This is a genomic window from Thermostilla marina (assembly GCF_054657455.1).
The window spans coordinates 3,535,082-3,552,978 of sequence record NZ_BAAHYR010000001.1 but is presented as its reverse complement, the minus strand read 5'-3'; the positions used below and the strand labels follow the sequence as shown (position 1 = coordinate 3,552,978).

At 59.9% G+C, this 17,897-nt stretch carries 11 protein-coding genes; 2 read left to right on the top strand and 9 right to left on the bottom strand.

The features are described 5' to 3' along the window. Positions 1–15: 15 nt before the first annotated feature. From ACYQ2I_RS12995 to ACYQ2I_RS12975, 5 genes are read right to left on the bottom strand one after another with little or no spacing between them, the layout of a single operon-like run. Positions 16–3,210, bottom strand: coding sequence for a coiled-coil domain-containing protein (locus tag ACYQ2I_RS12995; protein ID WP_460167450.1), 3,195 nt, complete (start codon positions 3,208–3,210; stop codon positions 16–18). Next, positions 3,207–4,865, bottom strand: a complete 1,659-nt coding sequence (locus tag ACYQ2I_RS12990; RefSeq protein ID WP_460167449.1) for a hypothetical protein — start codon at positions 4,863–4,865, stop codon at positions 3,207–3,209. Before ACYQ2I_RS12990 ends, ACYQ2I_RS12995 begins: the two co-directional genes overlap by 4 nt. Next, on the bottom strand, positions 4,862–7,285 hold the full coding sequence (locus ACYQ2I_RS12985; RefSeq protein ID WP_460167448.1) for a hypothetical protein: 2,424 nt from the start codon (positions 7,283–7,285) through the stop codon (positions 4,862–4,864). The genes ACYQ2I_RS12990 and ACYQ2I_RS12985 overlap by 4 nt, the downstream gene beginning before the upstream one ends. Further along, positions 7,282–9,567 carry a BatA domain-containing protein gene (locus ACYQ2I_RS12980; RefSeq protein ID WP_460167447.1) on the bottom strand — a complete coding sequence of 762 codons (2,286 nt, stop codon included), beginning with the start codon at positions 9,565–9,567 and terminating at the stop codon, positions 7,282–7,284. Before ACYQ2I_RS12980 ends, ACYQ2I_RS12985 begins: the two co-directional genes overlap by 4 nt. A gap of 56 nt (positions 9,568–9,623) precedes the next feature. Beyond that, positions 9,624–10,784, bottom strand: coding sequence for a prenyltransferase/squalene oxidase repeat-containing protein (locus ACYQ2I_RS12975; RefSeq protein ID WP_460167446.1), 1,161 nt, complete (start codon positions 10,782–10,784; stop codon positions 9,624–9,626). A 304-nt stretch (positions 10,785–11,088) separates the two neighbouring features. Between ACYQ2I_RS12975 and ACYQ2I_RS12970 the strand changes: the two genes are divergently transcribed. Next, a complete protein-coding gene (locus ACYQ2I_RS12970) occupies positions 11,089–12,075 on the top strand; it encodes a hypothetical protein (RefSeq protein WP_460167445.1) in 987 nt (328 codons plus the stop codon). 41 nt (positions 12,076–12,116) lie between these two features. After that, positions 12,117–13,640, top strand: coding sequence for a sulfatase family protein (locus tag ACYQ2I_RS12965; RefSeq protein WP_460167444.1), 1,524 nt, complete (start codon positions 12,117–12,119; stop codon positions 13,638–13,640). Positions 13,641–13,704: 64 nt separating this feature from the next. Here ACYQ2I_RS12965 and ACYQ2I_RS12960 read toward each other — a convergent pair whose 3' ends face one another. From ACYQ2I_RS12960 to ACYQ2I_RS12945, 4 genes are all read right to left on the bottom strand, one after another. After that, entirely contained in the window at positions 13,705–14,871 is a 1,167-nt protein-coding gene (locus tag ACYQ2I_RS12960) for a lactonase family protein (protein ID WP_460167443.1), read from the bottom strand. A gap of 81 nt (positions 14,872–14,952) precedes the next feature. After that, the gene (locus tag ACYQ2I_RS12955) at positions 14,953–15,537 is read right to left on the bottom strand and encodes a flavodoxin family protein (RefSeq protein WP_460167442.1); all 585 of its coding nucleotides are present in this window, start codon (positions 15,535–15,537) and stop codon (positions 14,953–14,955) included. A 681-nt stretch (positions 15,538–16,218) separates the two neighbouring features. Beyond that, positions 16,219–16,701 carry a chemotaxis protein CheD gene (locus tag ACYQ2I_RS12950; protein ID WP_460167441.1) on the bottom strand — a complete coding sequence of 161 codons (483 nt, stop codon included), beginning with the start codon at positions 16,699–16,701 and terminating at the stop codon, positions 16,219–16,221. A 269-nt stretch (positions 16,702–16,970) separates the two neighbouring features. Then, positions 16,971–17,795 carry an ABC transporter permease subunit gene (locus ACYQ2I_RS12945; protein ID WP_460167440.1) on the bottom strand — a complete coding sequence of 275 codons (825 nt, stop codon included), beginning with the start codon at positions 17,793–17,795 and terminating at the stop codon, positions 16,971–16,973. Positions 17,796–17,897: the final 102 nt, after the last annotated feature.

Here is a 17,897-nt window from a genome sequence, read left to right as displayed (position 1 = left end):
TACGACAAATCGTCCTCAGCGTTCGACGTCTTGAAAATATCGTTTCAGTCGCTCGGCATACCCCGGCGGAGCCGGTTGCTCCATGGCTGCCCGGATGGCTTTGCGGGTTTCCGGCGGTAAACTCATGATCCAGGACGAATTGCCGGAACTGTCGCCTGATTGGACGGCAATTTGGGCGGCATCACCCGACCGAGAATCGCCTTCGGGTGAATGGCCTTGGCTGGGCTGTGATGTGGCTGCTTGATTCGTCGAGGGTTGTTGCGACGGTGATTGCTGCGGCGGAGGGCCGTTAGGGGATTGCGGTTGCGATGGTTGGCCGGCCTCTTGGGCAACGAACGGATCCAAAGACGTTTCGCCCGACTGTGACGGTTGTGAAGACATTGCCTGCAACATGGCCGCCAACGCCGCCAGTTCGGGCGGCAGTGTTCCGGAGGTCGGTTCTTCGGGGGCTGCTTCGCCTTGCGACGCTGAAGACGCTTCGGGGAAACGTCCTTGAGCCACGGCTTTGTCCAATAGCTCAGGTAGACGTTCCGCCATCGATGCGATTTGGGCGAGTTCCTGTTCGCGTTCGGCGAGGGCGGCGGCCGCTTGGGCCATCGCTTCCGTCGTGCGTCGCGACTGGTCGGCAATCGTTTGGGGATGGCTCGGTGGGGTATTCCTACCCTGTCTCGCAGCATTCTCTGCCGCATGCAGCGAACCGGTGGCCTCGGGATCGACGGGAACCGCTTGGTCGCCCAGCGGTCTCGCGGTTTGTTCGTCGGTTGCAAGCTGGGGTTGAGCTTCGGCGGCCGCGTTGCGAATCTCTTGTGCCAGTTTTCCGGCGGCCTCTGCCAATTTACCGGCCGTTTCAATTTGTCGCGTTTCGGCGTATGGGTGGTTGCCGTCTTTCAGGGCCGCTTCGGCTGCACGTGATCGTGCCTCGGCCTCCGCCAGATCGGCCGCGACAGGAGACGTTTCATTCAGCGCCCGGCGTGCTTCTGCGACGGCTTCGCTGACGGCCTGCTGATGCTCTTGCGGCGACGTGTCTCGAGAGTTGGGCGACTCGGACGAGGGGGCGTCGCCGCTGGGTGATTCCTCGGCGGTACTTTCTGTGGGTGAAGTATCGGAGGGATCGCTGTTTGGAGGGCGCGCATCGACCTCCGTCCTCGCGTTTTCCGGCTCGGCGGCTTGTGATTCGCCCGACGGGGAGGATTGCGGTGCGTTCTCCGATGTTTGGGGCGGCGATTTCGCAGTGGACGATTCGGAGCGGCTAACGTCGGTTGCCGGCGAAGGACTCGCGGGCTCGGCGCGGGCGGCCTCGTCGGCCGCTCGTTTGGTTTCTTCGACAGCCGTCTCGACATCGGCGGCCTTTTCGATGGCCGCGGCCGCTCGTTCGTTTCCCAATGCGCGCTGTTGTTCCGCCGCTGCTTGAAAGACCTTTGCAGCGGCGTGCGCGAGGCGTTCCAATTCGGATTCCGCAGGCTTACGAGAGGCCAAGGCGTCTTCGACGGCACGGCGCGTTTCGGCCGCTTGTTCGCGTTGTCGGGCGGTTGTTTCCGCCAAGTCCCGAGCGAGTTGTTTTGCTTGTTCGAGCGCTCGGGCGCGTTCTTGCGGTGTCGAGGCTCGGGCGGCGCGATCGGCGGCTTGGGCGATTTCCGCGGCAAGACGCCGTTGATTTCGGTCGGCGATGGCTTGACGGGTCGTCGAAATTGCCTCGTCGATGGCTTGCTCGGTTCGTCGAGCGGACTCGGCACGTTCGGTGGTCTCTTCGGCGGACATGGCTTTGGATGCTTGTTCGGCTTGCTGCGAGGCACGCTCGATGGCAGATCGGACTTCCTCTGGAATGCGGGGCGACTCGGCAAGTTTGGAAAGGTCGCGGGCAATCGCCGATTCGTGTTGTGCGGCTTCCTGCGGACGGTCGGCAGCCGCCTCTGAGGCCGTTTGTTGGGCTTGCTTGGCTTCCTGGAGGGCTGCTTCCGTCTGCTCCAATGCGTCGACCTGCTGCGTCAGTTGTTCGGGGGAATCCGATTGCGGCGTTGCCGAAGAGGACGGTGCCCGGTCCAATTGTTCTGCCGCACGGGCCAACGTGTGGGCGGTTTCGGCTTGCTTGGCGACGGCTTCTTCCGTGTTGCCTTCGAATAGTTCAGCGGCCGCTTCGGCGGCTTGCTCCGCCGCCTCGGAAAGAGTCGCCCGGGCCTGGTCGAGTTGTTGGGCCAGTTCTGCAATCTCGTGCCGCAAGGCAAGTTGTTCCTCCGTGAGGCGGTCCATTTCGTCGGTAGTGACGTTCGGTGCCGCCGTTCGTTGCCGCAAGGCTTCTTGCTTGGCGGCCAGCTGTTCGACTGCTTCCTTTGCGGCATTACGGTCGGAGCGTTCCATTAAGCCTTGGGCCTGATGGATGCGTTCGAGCAGTTCTTCCAATGCAGCGATGATGTTCGTCTGTGCTACGGCGGCGTCGTTGTATTCGGCGGCTCGCATCGCGTCGAGAGCGGCGGCCAATTCACGGTCTACGCCGGCTTCTTGGAGGGCGGTTCGGGCCTTTTCGGCTGTTTGCGCAAGACGACCACCCCAGCCGGTTACCTCGTCCAACGCGGTGCGCATCTCATCGTAGAGCACGGCTACGTCTTGCTGATCTTCGAGAGCGGCGACCGCCAAAGCCGCGCGTTCGGCGGGGGCGGTTTCGGGAAGTGTCTGGGTACGGTCTCGAACGTCGGTTTGCTCGGCAATCAGCCGTTGCACACGTGCCTCGATCTCGGCGATCCGTAGTCGCCGCAAGAGTTTCTGCCGTTCGACTAGAAGGCGCACGAGGACTTGTCGGCTTTTTTCGCGGGCCTGGCGGAAGAAGTCGGGGCGTTGTTCGGGGGATGCATCGATTGTTTTCTCGAGCAAGGCGACGACCTCACTCATGTGGCGAACGACGAGTTCATCCAAATCGGAACGCATCGAACGGATTTCACTGTAGATATCGAGATCCGTCAGACCGTTCTCTTCCAATTGTCGCAATTGCGCATCGAGCAGGTCGGCCACCAATTGGCGGGCCATTTGGCGAACGCTTTCTTGGACGACTTTCTTTTGGAGAGTACCGTCGTCGACGGACACCGTGCCGGACGACTGCGCGGATACCCCTTCGGCCGCTGTAATGGCGATGGCCGCCGTAAGTAGTAAAGTAACGATCGTGCGCAAACGGGAGGCACACAAGCCATGAAAAACGGTATTGAAAACACCCGAAATCATGGTGCACCTCCTATCTGGAGCTGTCGCTCGATCATCTGTTCGAGCTGCTCGGCCGATTCGCGGTCCATTTCGGCCATGGCCGCCAGAATTCCTTGACGATCGGTGACTTCGATCTCCAACGGAAGGGATTCGGTCGCCTTTCCGGGGCGATCCTTGCCGCGGTAATCCGTTCCGACGACGATCAATTGTAACCGATCGCCTTTTTTCAATCGCCACGTTTCGAGCGCAAGCGGAAAGGACCGCTGAAGTGTTTTCGGCGGGCTGCTTTCCGAGAAATCGACGAGGTTCTGCGGTTCCAATTCCCGTATCGTGCCGTCGGGAAGCAAGACACGCCCGCGGACTTCGAGGCGAGCGATTCCGAAATCGTCGGCCGTATCGATCAGCACACTGGGGTGGGCGGTCGGTAAGACGAGTTTCGTCAACATTCGAGCCGACACACGCGGCGGATAATCGGCCTTTACCCGCACGATGCCTTGTAGCGGCGGGTCGACGTGAAGACCGTCGACATCGACCGCGTCGACCGAAAAGTGCACGGAGCCGACGATTTCCCGCAGCGGGGTGTTCTCCGCCGCAAGTCGCCACCTGTCGCGCTGATCGTTCGCAGTCAGTCGGTACTCGGTGTCGTTGATGGTGAGGGTTGCCGAGGTCAGGGGTTTGTTCGAGTCCAAGTACAAGTCGACGCGTGCGCCTTCCGGGACGATTACTTGTCTCAGGCCACGGACGGTTTTCGTCGTGTGGTCGGGAAGGTAATCGGGCGGAGTGACCACGAATCGCGGTTCGACCTCCGGCGGCGGGACGAGTTCCAAGCGAACAGGATACGTTTCGGCGTCGCCTAGACGGATGGTGAATTCGGAGTCTTCGGTCAAGCGATCGAGTTTCGCGTGAAATAAACCCTGTGTTCGTTTCGCCGGTTCCAACGGCAGATGGGCCTCGCGGTGTGTCTTTTCGCCTTGTAGGGTGAGTTCGCCGCTTGCCGGAACGCGCCCCTTGCAAGTGACTTCGAACACGATGGGGATGCCGGTCGGGCAGCGAACCAACCGCGTGTCGGGTTCCAGCGGACGGCCGCCCACGCTCACGGAATCGATCACGGTAGCCGTCGGATACGACGTGCGTTGAAACATCAGTCGCCGAAAGAAGGCTTCCAGGTAATCCGGCGCGAGATAACCCGCCGTCGTCGCGACCAGTAACGTCGCCGCCAGTGCGAACGTACGTCGTTTGAGCGGTGCCTTGGGGACGCCTTCGTCAAATCGTGCGGCCTGGGTGATCTCGACGGCGCGTTGCATCACGGCTTCTTCCAGTTCCCGAGACCCCCAAGATGCGGCTTCGGGACGCTCGAATTGCAGTGCCGCGACCAGGTCGGTATCCAGATGAACTTGCTTTTCGACCAGCAACGCCACGTCGAGTTCCGATTCGCCGTCGCGTAACCATGGGCTCACATAACGCCGCCATGCCCAAGTGCCGATGCCGACGAGAACCCCCAACGCGAGCAGGCGCTGCAACGACGACATCCGCAAGGCCCAATCCAAGAAAAAGAGCAGCCCCAGGCCCCATACCACCCCGCACACCAGTCCGAAGAACGCAATCGCCGAGCGAATCGCCCGGCGGCGACGGGAGATCCGGCGAAGCGTTCGATGGAGTCGGCTCAGCTCATTCACGCCAGATTTGCTCGCTTTCGGAAGAACCATTCACCGAACAACACGCCGACGACTGCCAGGAAGACCGGCCAGGTATTCCAGAGCGGAACCTCTTGAACGGTCGTTTCCGTCTTGCTGCCGGCCGGCAGATCGTCGATCAACTGCTCGAATTCGCGGAGTTCGTATGCGCGTCCGCCGGTTGTTTCGGCCAGACGGCGTTGAAGTTCAAGATTGCGGGATGCGACTTGCTTTTCCACCGATCGCGATTGAACCTGAAAACGGGATTCGGCCCAATCGCCGGTGATGGGATCACGGACCTGGAAGCGGTATTCACCGCCCGCGGCCGGGGAACTGCGAGTTTGAAACAAACCGGGGCGCACCATCGTCAGTCGCAATGCCTGCACCGACCGGTCCGAGACCAATCGCCCTTCGAGCACACCTCCGGTGAGATCGTCTCCGAGGGGATGATAGTCGGCATCGTATGCTTCGACCGTCAGTACTGCAGTGTCGCCCGCCTTGTATTCTTTGCGGTCGGTGCGTGCGACGAATCGTTTTTGTGTGCCTAACGCGTGGCGGAGTGCCAAGCGGTGGATGAGTTGTCCCCAAAACCGACGATAATACAGATTGCCGTATTTGCGACGCAGCCGCCACAGCTCGTTGAAGCCGATGTACACGACTTCTCCTTTTCCATAATTGGTAACGGCGATGATCGGCTGCGGCGTGACGCCGTCTATACATTTGTCGGTCGGGTGCACAGCCAGGGCGGTCGCCATGGGACGCAGCCGTTCCACGGGCTGATACCACGCAAGTGGACCGAGGTTGAGCCAGGCTTGATCGTTTTCCAACGGGTTGTCGCCCAGTTGCATGAAGTCGTACAGGTCGGCTTCGGCCGTTCGACGCAGACGAAAAGGACGGCCTTGCCGAATTTGCGAGTGTGCCCCAAGTTGGACCGGTAACATATCGCCCAACGGCGTGTTCATCAGCCGCCCCGCGCCAAAACGCGGACCGGCAAGCACGACCAGGCCGCCGCCCATCTCGCCGACGAATTCGCGAGTCATTTCGCAAAAACTCGACGTGAGCGCGGCATCGGGCATGTCGCCGAGAATGATGACGTCGTAGCTGAAAAACTCGCTTCGCGGTAGCGACAAGGTTTCCAGAAACAGCGGATTTCGGCGTCGCACGCTGAGGTCCGCCGATCGCAGATAGGTTCGGAAGCCCTCTTCGCCCACCAACCGATCGCGGTGAAAGACCTCTTTGACGAATCGCCACTCCCAGGTCGGTTCATATTCGGCGAACAGCAACCGAAGATAATATTCGCGAACGTAATTGTCCCGCACGCTGCGGTTGTTTTCGACGACGGTCTCTTCGGGGAGCGGATCGACCTGGGCGACGAACTCGAAGTGTCCTGCCTCGTGCGGTTCGATCGGCAACGTAACGTCGACCGAAGGTTGATCGAGAACGACCGTCCGCTCGCCGAGGGGCGTTTCGGCAGCCGGCGCCGAGGGATCGGAGGAGACGCGGCGCGCGGCGAACGCGACCCGGACGGTTTGTCCGTCGTAACCTTCGTGACGAACGACGGCCGTCAACAACGCACGCTCGTCTTTTTTCAATAGCGGCGGCAATTGGAGTTCCACGGCAACATCCGACGTCATCGCCCTTCCCAAGCCGACGGTAAACAACGGCACACCGAGTGTTTCGGCTGCTTGCAAAGGTGGTGGGCCCGCGTTTTGATTGAAGTCGCTGAGGATGACGACGGCACCCAAATTGACGCCGGCGCGACGGCGTGCGAGATCGGCTAAGGCGGCTCCCAAGGCGGTTACTTCGCCTTTTGCCGTCAACGCCTCTACGTCGGGTAAAACGGGGGCGGCCTCGGTGCGACTTTGCGCCGATTCGGCGGCCGGCAACAGGTCGACGCCTTCGGCGTTCGCCAAGCGATACCATTGCAACTGGAATTCTTTCGCAAGTCGTTCACGAAACAAATCCGACCGGTTGCGGAGTAGCGAACGCACGTAGTCGATACGACGCGGAGGGGCCTGCTCGCCGCCCGTCGTTTCGAACGCGGTTACTTGCCGAGTCGCCGCTTCTTCGGCCTTTGGGTGGGCATCGCGGATCGTCATGCTTTCGGTGTCGTCGACCAAGAACCAAACGACCGGGCGCAGCTTGCTGCGAAGGTGGATGACGGCGACGGGTTCGGCGAGCGTGAAGACCAGCAGCAGCAACACGGCAGTTCGTGCCGACGCGAGCGCGACACGACGAACGTTCGATTTCGCGGGTTGGAATCGCAAGTAGAATACCACGGCCAAGGCGACGACGGCGCAACCGGCGAATACCAGCCAAGCCGGGCCGTTGCGAACCCACGCGGCTGCGAACGAAAAGCGAATCTGTTCGATCTCGTCGGCCGTCGTGAACCCGAGTAATCGCGTCAAAATAGTCGTGATCACGGTGCGACCTCCTTGTCTTGACGCCGCGCCAACACGACCATCTCAAGCACAAGCCCCGTCAGGGCAGCTAGAATGAGCCAACGCCACCACGTCCCCCCGCGATTGGCCCTGCCCGCGACGGTCGCGCGGACGTCGTTTTGCCAAACGAACGAGGAGCCCTCGAAAGCCGAGGCATCGGCGTACGTGAGGTCCGATTCTTCCATGGGGCCCAGTGCAGCAAACCGGATGTTTCGATAAGAAGGGTTGCCGGATGCGTTGTCGCCGTCGTCGATTCGTAAGCGGTATTCCCCGCGCGAAGGAACGCCGTCGAGGGTGATTCCCCAGTGTTCGGCATCGACGGCACCGACAGGCAGGGCGGTCGTCGTACCGCCGGGATTCGTCAACCGACATTCTGCATGAGCCAATGAAGGGGGGACCGGAATCGTAAGGGAGTCCGCCGTGTGCACATTTCGATCCGGGAATGTTTCTTGCAGGAGTGTTCGCAACAAGCGATCGAGGTACAGCACTGCCGGGGTAACGGTCAACGTGTTCCAGTCGCGGAAAACGCCGCTGGTGAGGAAGACGACGCGGCCCAGGCCCAGGCGTCGTTCGAGGACGAAGGGGTGGCCGTTGTCGTACCGTGCCAACACGGCGACGGTGTCGGCAGGGGCGTCGTTTTTCGATCGGAACGTGAAGTCGCTTTCCGCCCAGGCGAGCCACGATTCCGGGAGCGTGATTCGAGTAGTAGTATCGGTTGGTGCAATGTCGGACGTTTTGACGTCGATTGGATACGCCTTGAAGAAGAACGCCGAGCGGTAGATTTGCTCCAATTCGTCACGTGTCGTGCCCGGGAGAAAGAAACTGTCGTCGGTACACGTGGCGAAATCGATTTGGAACGGGTGAATGGGCTCTGCCGTCTCGCGGGGCAACGCGCCGATCGGAATCAGGCCGACGGGACCGGGGAGAAAGCCTCGGCCGTCGTTCCAGGCGAGTTCATTCCACACCACCGGATCGAATTCGGTGCCGGGCGCGAGCAAAATACGACCGCCTTGCAAAACGAATTCTCGAAGCAAGGCCGCTTTGTCCTCCGGCGAACGCACGCCGGCGATGACGACGACGCGACTTTCGGCAAGCGCTTCGCGGTCGAGACGGTCGATCGTCGTGTGGCGGATAGCCGATCTCGGATCGGGACTCATCGGTCCGGCCGACAACAACAATCGTCGCAGTCGGAAGGTGTCTCCTAGTCGGTCGATGGTCGGATCTTCACGTTCTCCGTATTGATCGACGAAGGTGATCGGAAAACGATCGACGACGGGAAACATCCGGGTGCACGTGTCGTCGGTCGAAAGGTTATCGACAGGCAAAGAAACCTCGATCGCTACGAAACCGATGCCCCCGTCTGTGGGTACGTCGACCGGAATGTCGGAAAACTCCACCAACCGTGTTTGTCCCGGTTCGAGATCGATCGACTGCGTTCCCACGACCACTCCGTCCACGCGAATCGCCACCGGAATCCCATTGCGGGGGGCGGGGCCTTCGTAGCGAATTTCGGCTACGAACGTGGTAGGGGTATTTCGCTGGATGACGACGTCTTGTGATCGGAGATCGACGACGGCCGCATTTTCGACCACCGGCGGAACGATCTGGATGATCTCGATGGGGCACGGCGATCGCAGCTCGGCAGAGGCCGCCGAGTCCCGAAGATTCGACAATTGAGCGTCGGTAAAGACGACAATTTGCTTGGTTTCGGGAGCAGTTACGGCCTTCGCGGCCTCGACGGCTTGCATTACGGTTTCGAGTAAGTCGCCGGAGCGGTCTACAATCGCAATGCCGTCGATGGCTTGCTTTGCATCGCGAGGTGTACTGTACGCCGTCGGCACGGAGGTCGACGAGCATGTGCTCAAAACGGTGACGTGGCTTCCGGCAGGAAGTGTCTGAAGGTAATCTGCGGCACGGCGTTTGGCTTCGTTGAGTAAGGAGCGATCGAGCACCGTGTAGCCCATGCTCGTGCTGTTGTCGATGACGACGACTGCATGAATCGGACCGTAGGCGGCGGGCAGGCTGCCGGTGAAGTAGGGGCGTGCCATTCCGAGAGAAAACAGCAGGATGCACGCCGTTCGCAACAACATCAATAGTAAATCGCGAAGTTCGAAGATTCGCCGGTTTCGTCGCGTTGCCTGGAGCAAGAAGTCCATCGCCGCCCATTCGACCACACGGTAACGACGCCGATGCATCAGGTGAATGATGATCGGCCCGGCGGCGGCAACGGCTCCGGCGGCGAGAAACCAAGGCGATAGGAACATCGAAGGACGCGAACTCCGTGATGCGGCAATTAAAACAGGATCAGGCGGGCTGGCGGTTACTCCGGACTGGGATTGCCGAATTGGCGCTCGAGGCTGCCGATACGGCCTTCTTGAAGAATCGGCAGATAGCGGTTGGGAATCGCCAAGACGAAGCAGGCGACCGAGGTTGCATACAAATCACCCGGCTTGCCGCCGACGTGGCCCGAGGCTCGCCACATTCCGTGCTCGGCGGGCGAATCGGGATTGTGAATTTGCGAGGCAACGATCGAGTCACGCAACAAGGGATAATTGCGTTCCCAGTATTCCCCTCCCACTTGATACAGCGCTTGGGCGACATAGTACGTTGTGTACGGATCGAAGGGCATGCGCTTCGAGCGAGCGGCCTCATCAGGCTTCGCCTTGTTGCGGATTGCCTGTTCGATGACTTGCATGTTCTTGGCGATTCGCCAATCGTCGTATTGTCCGAATTCTTGAAGGCACACGACACCCGCGGCGGCCATGGCGACGCTGGCGTTACCGCCGCCTTTCGTGTAGGTGAATTGGCCTTTGTGGCGGCGTTGTTCTTCTTCGTCGGCATCGCGAGGGCAGTTTTGCGGCGTGTAATGCGCCCGCACACATCGGATTGCTTTTTGGACAGTGTCGGGCGAGACTTCGAGTCCGCTGTCGACGGCGCTTCGCAGCGCAAGCGATTGCATGACGACCAGACTAAGATCGTGCCCGTTAGGTTTCCGCTCTGCGACGTAATCCCAGCCTCCGTCGTCGCATTGGGTTTCGGCGATGACGCGAAGTGCACGGGCCAAGGCGGGACCGACGCGCGGATCGTTGCTCATTCCGTAGATTTGCCCGAGCATGAAGGTCGATAGCCCGTGATTGTACATCCCGCGTCGAGGGTCGGCGGCGTTCAAAAGCCCCGAAGCATCGGCATTGTGCAGGACGTAGTCGACCGCGCGATCGACCGTATCGGCGTAGCGTCCGCGTCCCGGCATGTGACCGGCGGCGAGAAAGGCGAGTACACCGGTGCTGACCAACCCCAGATCGTTGGACGACCAATTGCCCTCGGGCTCCTGGTTTTTCGCAAGCCATTCGAGTCCTAGATCGAGGGCGGCTTGGCTTTCCGAGGTGATTTCCCACTCACCTTCGGCAGAGGCACAGTCGCTTTGCACTGCGGTACCCAGGAGGCTCGCCCCTGTAACTGCAATCGACAGAATCCATCGCATCGATCGACTGGATCGGGAGCACACCATACCGCATTCCTGCAAGGAAAGAGGCGAAGCAGGATCGGACTACTCTGTTCCGTTCCGGGGAAGGGTGACCCTCGGCAGACAATGCGCCGAAATCACTATCGGTGACGCATTGCGCGAAGGTGAATGTTTCGATTTTGCATCCCGCGAGGGGGGATGTCAAACTGAAACGCTTGGGCATCGGACACGTCCCGCTATGGCGAGTGAACCGGCGGAGAACTATGATGCCTGAGTTGGAACGGTAGTTGTAGACGTCATTATGATCCTGACGAGAGCGAGTATGAGACGGCATCGAGGGAGTTGGGGGCTTCTATGCCTGAGCGTATGCGCCGACATTTTGGTAGCCGGGGTTTGTCACGGGGGATTGGTCGTTTCGGCATTAGGAAAGCGTTTCGTCCCCGATGCCGAGCGAACGATCCTATCGGTGCGCACATCCGACGGCGGTGGTAGCACGAGTGTGCGTAACAACGATGCCGCCCACCTCGAATGGAAGGAGGAAGGCTATTATCAGCGGAACCGTGATCTTGGCCAGGTATTCCTTGCCCGGGAGACGTTTCGGCTCGACGCGATCGTGCTGCGAACAGGGCCCTCCGACGCGGCCGTCAAGCCCGGGGCGCCCGGTGCCGAGCTTTTTGTCCAGTTTTTCGAGGTATCGGGCGAACCGCGGATCGACGACAACGGAACGCCGCCGGGCACGTCGGCGACGCACGGTTTTTCGAAGAATCATCGATGCGACGATTTCCTGACCGGGGTGACGTACCGTCCGATTCGCGTGGTTCGAGGGGGCACGTTTCCCGATTTGCCGCCGACGGTGGACGAACGGGGCAATCCGACCGGTGATGCAACCGGAAAGTTGCACTATTTGCGATTCGATTTCACCGGTGACGACGAATTAGTCTTTGAAAAAGGCAAACGGTACGCTTTTATGGTCGGTTTCGTGCATCCGGGGCCCCATCGAGCATTCACCCTTGGAAACCGAAACTTTGCTTCGTTGCCGGATCCGCCCGCGTTGGGGGATCGACATGACCTGTATCCCCAAGGATGGGGAATTCGACGCGAGGGAAACGGGCTGGTGCCGCCGACGATGATCGGCGAGAGTGCCCCGCCCGCGGCCGGTTCCCTGCGAGAAAAGCTGGTGGCCGAAAGCCTGTTTCCGCCGCTCCCTGATCGATTTCGCCTGACGCCCACCACCGACGGATATCCCGATGTCGACACTTATCGCGACTTCGAGTTTTACATCGAAGCGTGTGCGTCCGAGCAGCGTTGAGTGAGGGGCCGAGATCGTTGATTTCTCTGACGAGGAGAAAGATGATGCCGCGAGTTGCCTGGTGCGTATTGCTTGTGACCCTGGTGGGACCGTTGCCCGTTCGATCGGCGTCGGCTGCGAAACCCGGGACTCCGAACATCGTCTTGATTTACGCCGACGATCTCGGTTACGGTGACGCCCATTGCTACAATCCCCAGCGAGGTAAGATTCCCACGCCAAACATTGATCGGCTCGCGCGAGAGGGCATGCGCTTTACCGATGCGCACTCCAGCAGCGGCGTCTGCTCGCCGTCGCGATATACGATCTTGACGGGACGCTATCATTGGCGCACCCGATTACAACGCGGCATCGTCGGGGTATTCGGAACGCCCCTGATCGCGCCCGATCGACCTACGATCGGAACATTGGCACAAAAGAAGGGATACCGCACCGCGTGCATCGGCAAGTGGCACTTGGGTTGGGATTGGCCGATTCCGGAGGATAAGCGGGATCTCTTTGTCGTTCCCAACAAGCCCGGCTTACAAGCCGGTGAGACGCACAAGCAGGCGTGGAAGGAAGTCTTCTCGCAACGAATTCCCGGCGGGCCGACCACGCGCGGGTTTGACCTTTATTTCGGGACCAGCGTGCCGAATTGGCCGCCTTATTGTTTCATCGAGAACGATCGTACGGTGGGGATTCCGTCGGAGTTCCTGCCGGAACGCTTTTTCGGCCACGATCCGCTGTTGGCCAGTCGCCGAGGTCCGGCTGTGCCCGATTGGGAAATGACGCCGATCTTGCCGACCTTGGCCGAACGTGCCAAGGCATTCTTGCGAGAGTGCACCGAGTCGAATCGGCCGTTCTTGCTCTATTTCCCGCTGACGGCCCCCCACGAGCCGATCGCGGTAAACGATCCTTGGAAAGGCAAGAGCGGACTGAACGCATACGCCGACTTCGTAATGGAAACCGACGCGATCATCGGAACGATTCTTGACGAACTCGATCGGCTGGCGTTGACCGATGATACGTTGCTGATCTTTACCAGCGACAACGGCAAGGCCGCGTATACCGGCGCCGCAGAATTGGAGCAGATGGGTCACTATTCCAGCGGCCCGTTACGCGGGTACAAGACTTCGGTGTACGAAGGCGGGCATCGACTGCCTTTCATCGTGCGATGGCCGGGCGTCGTGGCGCCGGGGACTGTTTGCGATCAACTCGTGCACCAAGCCGATGTCTTCGCCACCGTTCGCGAGGTTTTAGACGTCACGGTTTCCGAGCCCGCGGGAGAAGATAGCTTCAGCCTCGTGCCCCTGTTGCGCGGTGAGGATCGCCCCATTCGTCCGCACGCGGTCAGTTGCGCGGCAAGCGGTTTGCCCGGTATGCGGGAAGGAACGTGGAAGTTCATTCCCGCCAAGAAACCCGAGTTGTATGATCTGAGCCGCGATATCGGCGAGACGACGAATCTTGCCGACCAAGAACCCGAACGCGTCGCTCACATGCGGGCACTTCTGGAAGAAATCATCAGCCGCGGTCGGAGTACACCCGGAGCGCCGTTGCCGAACGATGTTCCGGTGCGACGGTTTCCGTAACTGATATCGAAAAAGTCGCTTGCTTTTTCTCTCGCGATACCGCCCCAGGGCGTAGGACTGATCGCTATCGGTTTCCATCCAGCGGAAGGAATACGAGGCAAACAGGCTTACCGATCGTGATCTCACGACCCACAGGCGACGGCATGCCGTCGTTCGAATCGATTCGGTACAGCACGATGTTGTCGCTGTTTTGATTGGCACTCAACAAGAGTCGGCCGGTGGGATCGACGGCGATATTCCGGGGCGTTTGGCCGCCTGAAGGGACGTGTCCCTGCAAGGCGATGCGCCCGTCGGCACTAATTTTGAAGACGGCGATGCTGTCGTGGCCGCGATTCGACGTGTACAGGAACCGCCCTGTGGGATGCAAGACGATTTCAGCAGCAGTGTTTTGACCGTCGAAGTTTTCCGGCAAGGCGCTCACATGTTGAAGGCGAGTCGCCTTTCCGCCCTCTTGTACGGCGAAAACGGTGACTGTGGCGGTCAACTCATTCAGCACATACAATCGGTCGCCGTCGGCGTTGAAAACCGCATGTCGGGGGCCTGATCCGGGCGGAATTGCATATGAGGCAATCGGTGCCGGCTTCAACACGCCGTCGGGCGTAAAGGTGTACCGGAGAACTTTGTCGAGGCCTAAGTCCGGGACGAGAACGACTTGATTGTCGGGGGCGGGGAAAATCTGGTGCGCGTGCGGTTTGGTCTGCCGCGGATGTACACTCGAACCCTCATGCTGAATCACGGCGCCCGGTCGGCCCAAACGGCCGTCTTCCAACACGGGGTAGGCCGCCACGCTGCCGCCGCCGTAATTTGCGACGAAGGCCACTCGACCGGTTGCATCGACCGACACATGACATGGGCCGGCTCCGCCCGAAGGCTGAGTGCCCAGAAGCGTCAAGCGGCCGTCCACGTCGATCCGATACGCTTGCACGGCACCGGTCGGCTTGCCGTCGTACCCCGAGAATTCACCGACGGCGTAAAGCACCGGCTTGCGGGGATGGATCGCGAGAAAGGACGGATTCTTGGTTTCCGCCGCAAGAACCGGGTCGCCGGCGGTAGCCGAATCGACATCGATGTCGAAGTAGTAAATCCCGCGGCTGGATGTACCGGTGTATGTGCCCACGTATACCCGGTAATCGAAACCGTGTTCCCGGCCGACTGCGGTGACTACCGACAGAGGCCCCAAGAGACAGGCGCACAACACACCTACCGACAAAACGCGGAAGCGGGCGAGCATGGGGGCGTCCTCTCGAGTTGCGGCACTGGTTCTTTCCGACACGACGAAGCAATATCATCGTGATCCGCGAGAATTGTCGCGTCAACGTTCGTCTGCCGGCAAATGCTTGAGGCACCAGGCCATGTTGTCGGCGAGGTTGTCGATTGTCTGCAATCCTTCCGTGTCCCGCTCGATGTCGCCCTTCTCCAGTGCCAGGCCTACATTCCAATAGGTCGAGCCGGGGACGATCATTTCGTTGATCAGAAAGAAGAAATTGAGCTGGGCGAACGTGAAGTTCTCGCCGGCTCGGCGAGCGATGGCAATCGCCGCCCCGACCTTGCGTCGCAAGAAGTTCCGATTGCATCGGGCGACATATCCCACGCGATCGAGCAGGGCCATGACCTGCGGCGTAGCCGAACCGAAGTATACGGGTGAGCCGACGAGGATGCCGTCGGCGGCCATGAACTTTTCGATCATGCCTTCGAAGGCGGGATCGTTTTGAACACAACGGATGTCATCGACCGTTGCGCAACCTCGACACGCCATGCACGGTTTGATCGGTCGGTCGGCCAGTGAGAGAAATTCGGTTTCGAAACCGGCTTGCGCCAAGCGGTCCAACGCACGTTTGATCGCAATATCGGTGTTTCCGCCCACTCGTGGACTTCCAGAGATTCCCAGCACTCGCATCGTGATTTCCTCCCGGTCGAAAAGGTTGCGGCCGCGACCCACATGTCGGTTCGAAGCATTCGTACGTTGCCGCGCCGAGTCAGCGTTCTGTTATAGGATGCCGCAAGGCCACCGGAAAGAGAAGTAGGCCCCGGGAGTTTCGTTGCCCGGACGAAAACCAGGGAAAACGAACGGAGAAGGCGGTTAGCGGCCCGTTGCAAGTCAGCTTCGAGTTCTGCGTGCAATCGGAGAGAATGGCGCACGAAACGGCCGGAAATAAGTGTCGTGGTAGCTTTCTGTCTGTACGACGCGTGAACGCAGACAATCCTTTCCGCAGCCGGCGTTTTCCGGCCGGCCGTAGTTCTGCAAGCGGTAAGTTTATTCTTCTAGAGGGCAGTGCGCGATCGGCGAACGTGTACCCCGGAGAATCGTTTTCGGAAGAGATGTCGTGTGCCGAACAACCGAACGAGCACAAGACGGTCTATCGTGCGTACGACCGACGGTGCTCGCGGGCTACCAGTCATCGTCGGCGGTTCGGGGATTTCATCCCGCCGGAAAACCGATCCAAACGGTGAGAGCGATGTAGCGATGCTTTGTATCTGAGTACCGTGCCGATACAAAGCGGATCGAACAAGCCGTTTCGGCTGTTCGATGGCGCTTTTCCGAAGAGCCTTCCGCAGGTCGCACAGGGGGCAACGATTGCTAGAGCACGGCGACCACATTGCGGGCGACGGTCACCTGTACCGTACCGTCGGCAGGGTTGAAGCGAATGACTCGCCCCTGCGTGCCGCCGATGTGTTCGGCGACGATGCGAACTCCGAGCTGCTTCAGGAGAGAACGAACCGCTTGGATATTTTTCTCGCCGACATCGTTTGCCGTGCGGGAACCGAACATTGTCGCACCTCCGGCGATTTTGGCCAGGAGATCCGAGGGCATCGATCCCCAGGAACGCAGCTTTTGCATCATCGCGGGAACGGCTGTGTCGGCGTACTTCCCTACAGGGCCGGAACGTCCGGCGGAGTCGGATAGCATGATGTGTGCCAATGCCCCGTGCCGCCGCGCCCGATCCCAAAGCACGATACCCACACATGATCCCAAAAGGGTTTCGAGAAGCTGGCCTTCCTTCGCGAAATCCAATCCGGCCATGCTGACGCGGATAATGGTCGGGGCTTGGGCGACTGCCATGAGATTCTATCTCCCGCTTGGGAACGGCACATCTTGTCGCTTTTGAGCATTGCGGCCGCGTTTGTGGAGCTAGAAAAAAGTAGCTCACCTATCGCCCCAATCATCTATTGTCGGTACGTTTTTTGGTGCATTTTATCCGATAATTTGCGCCGAAATTCGGGTGAGGAACATCTCGTTGCACGGGGGCTTTCCCCCTATTGGTGTGGGGTGTGCGGTATGGCTGGAAATATGGGCCGGTGATTTTGGTTGAGTGACCTGTGCCGCGCCCGTCAGTCGGGGCCCGGAACATCGCGGTGAGCCAGCATCAGCGACGCTGTGATGATGCCCATCGTGCCGATCGCGACAAGAATGCTGCAATACCGCCATGTCATCGCCGTGGTCTCCGGCTCGAGGATGAGGATTTGCGGTTCGAAGGCCGAGAGAAACGAAAGGTAGGCCAAAAACTGACCGGCATCCCAAAGCCGAGCGACTAGCTTGATGATGATCGATATGGTGAACAATCCCAGCGTGATCCAGATGCATCGCCACCGGTTGCGAACGATTGCCGAAACGAACGTCGAGATTCCGACCAAAGCGAAACTCATGGACGCGAGGTTCAACACGGCAGGCCAGAATTCTCGCCAATCGACTGGTGGATCAAGCGGGACAGTGTAGAGGCCGACGGCGAGGCCGGTCCAAAGTGCGATCGAGAGAATCACGATTCCAACGAGCGTTGCAAGACTGGGAACGACGACGAACTGAAATCGCCGGCAGGGGAGCGTCGCGAGTAGTTCGAGAATGCCACGCTCGAGGTTGCCGGCAATCGTGTCGCTGCCGCGTCCCACGGCCCACCCCACGAAAATCAGCATCGGAACGGCGTGAACGAAAAGGATGCTCAATCTCCCTTTGGTACTGACCAACGCTGCGGGCGACATTCCCATTGCCTTGTGGATGAACTTGGGAAGTAGATTGAGCAGACTCGTCCACAATCCCAATTGCACGAGACTGCCCATCAGCCACACGAAAAGCCACGCGAAGCCGAACACGATCAGCACGCTGAAGACCAGTTGCCAAAACCCGTCGGCGAGGGCTCGTCGGAAGATCGCCGTATTCATGGGCCGCGACCACACAATGAGGAAGTCCGAGAAATGTTCATTTCATGATTCTCAGGTGGGCCATGTGTCGAGGCAAGTCTTTCACGTTTTGCCGTCGTGCGC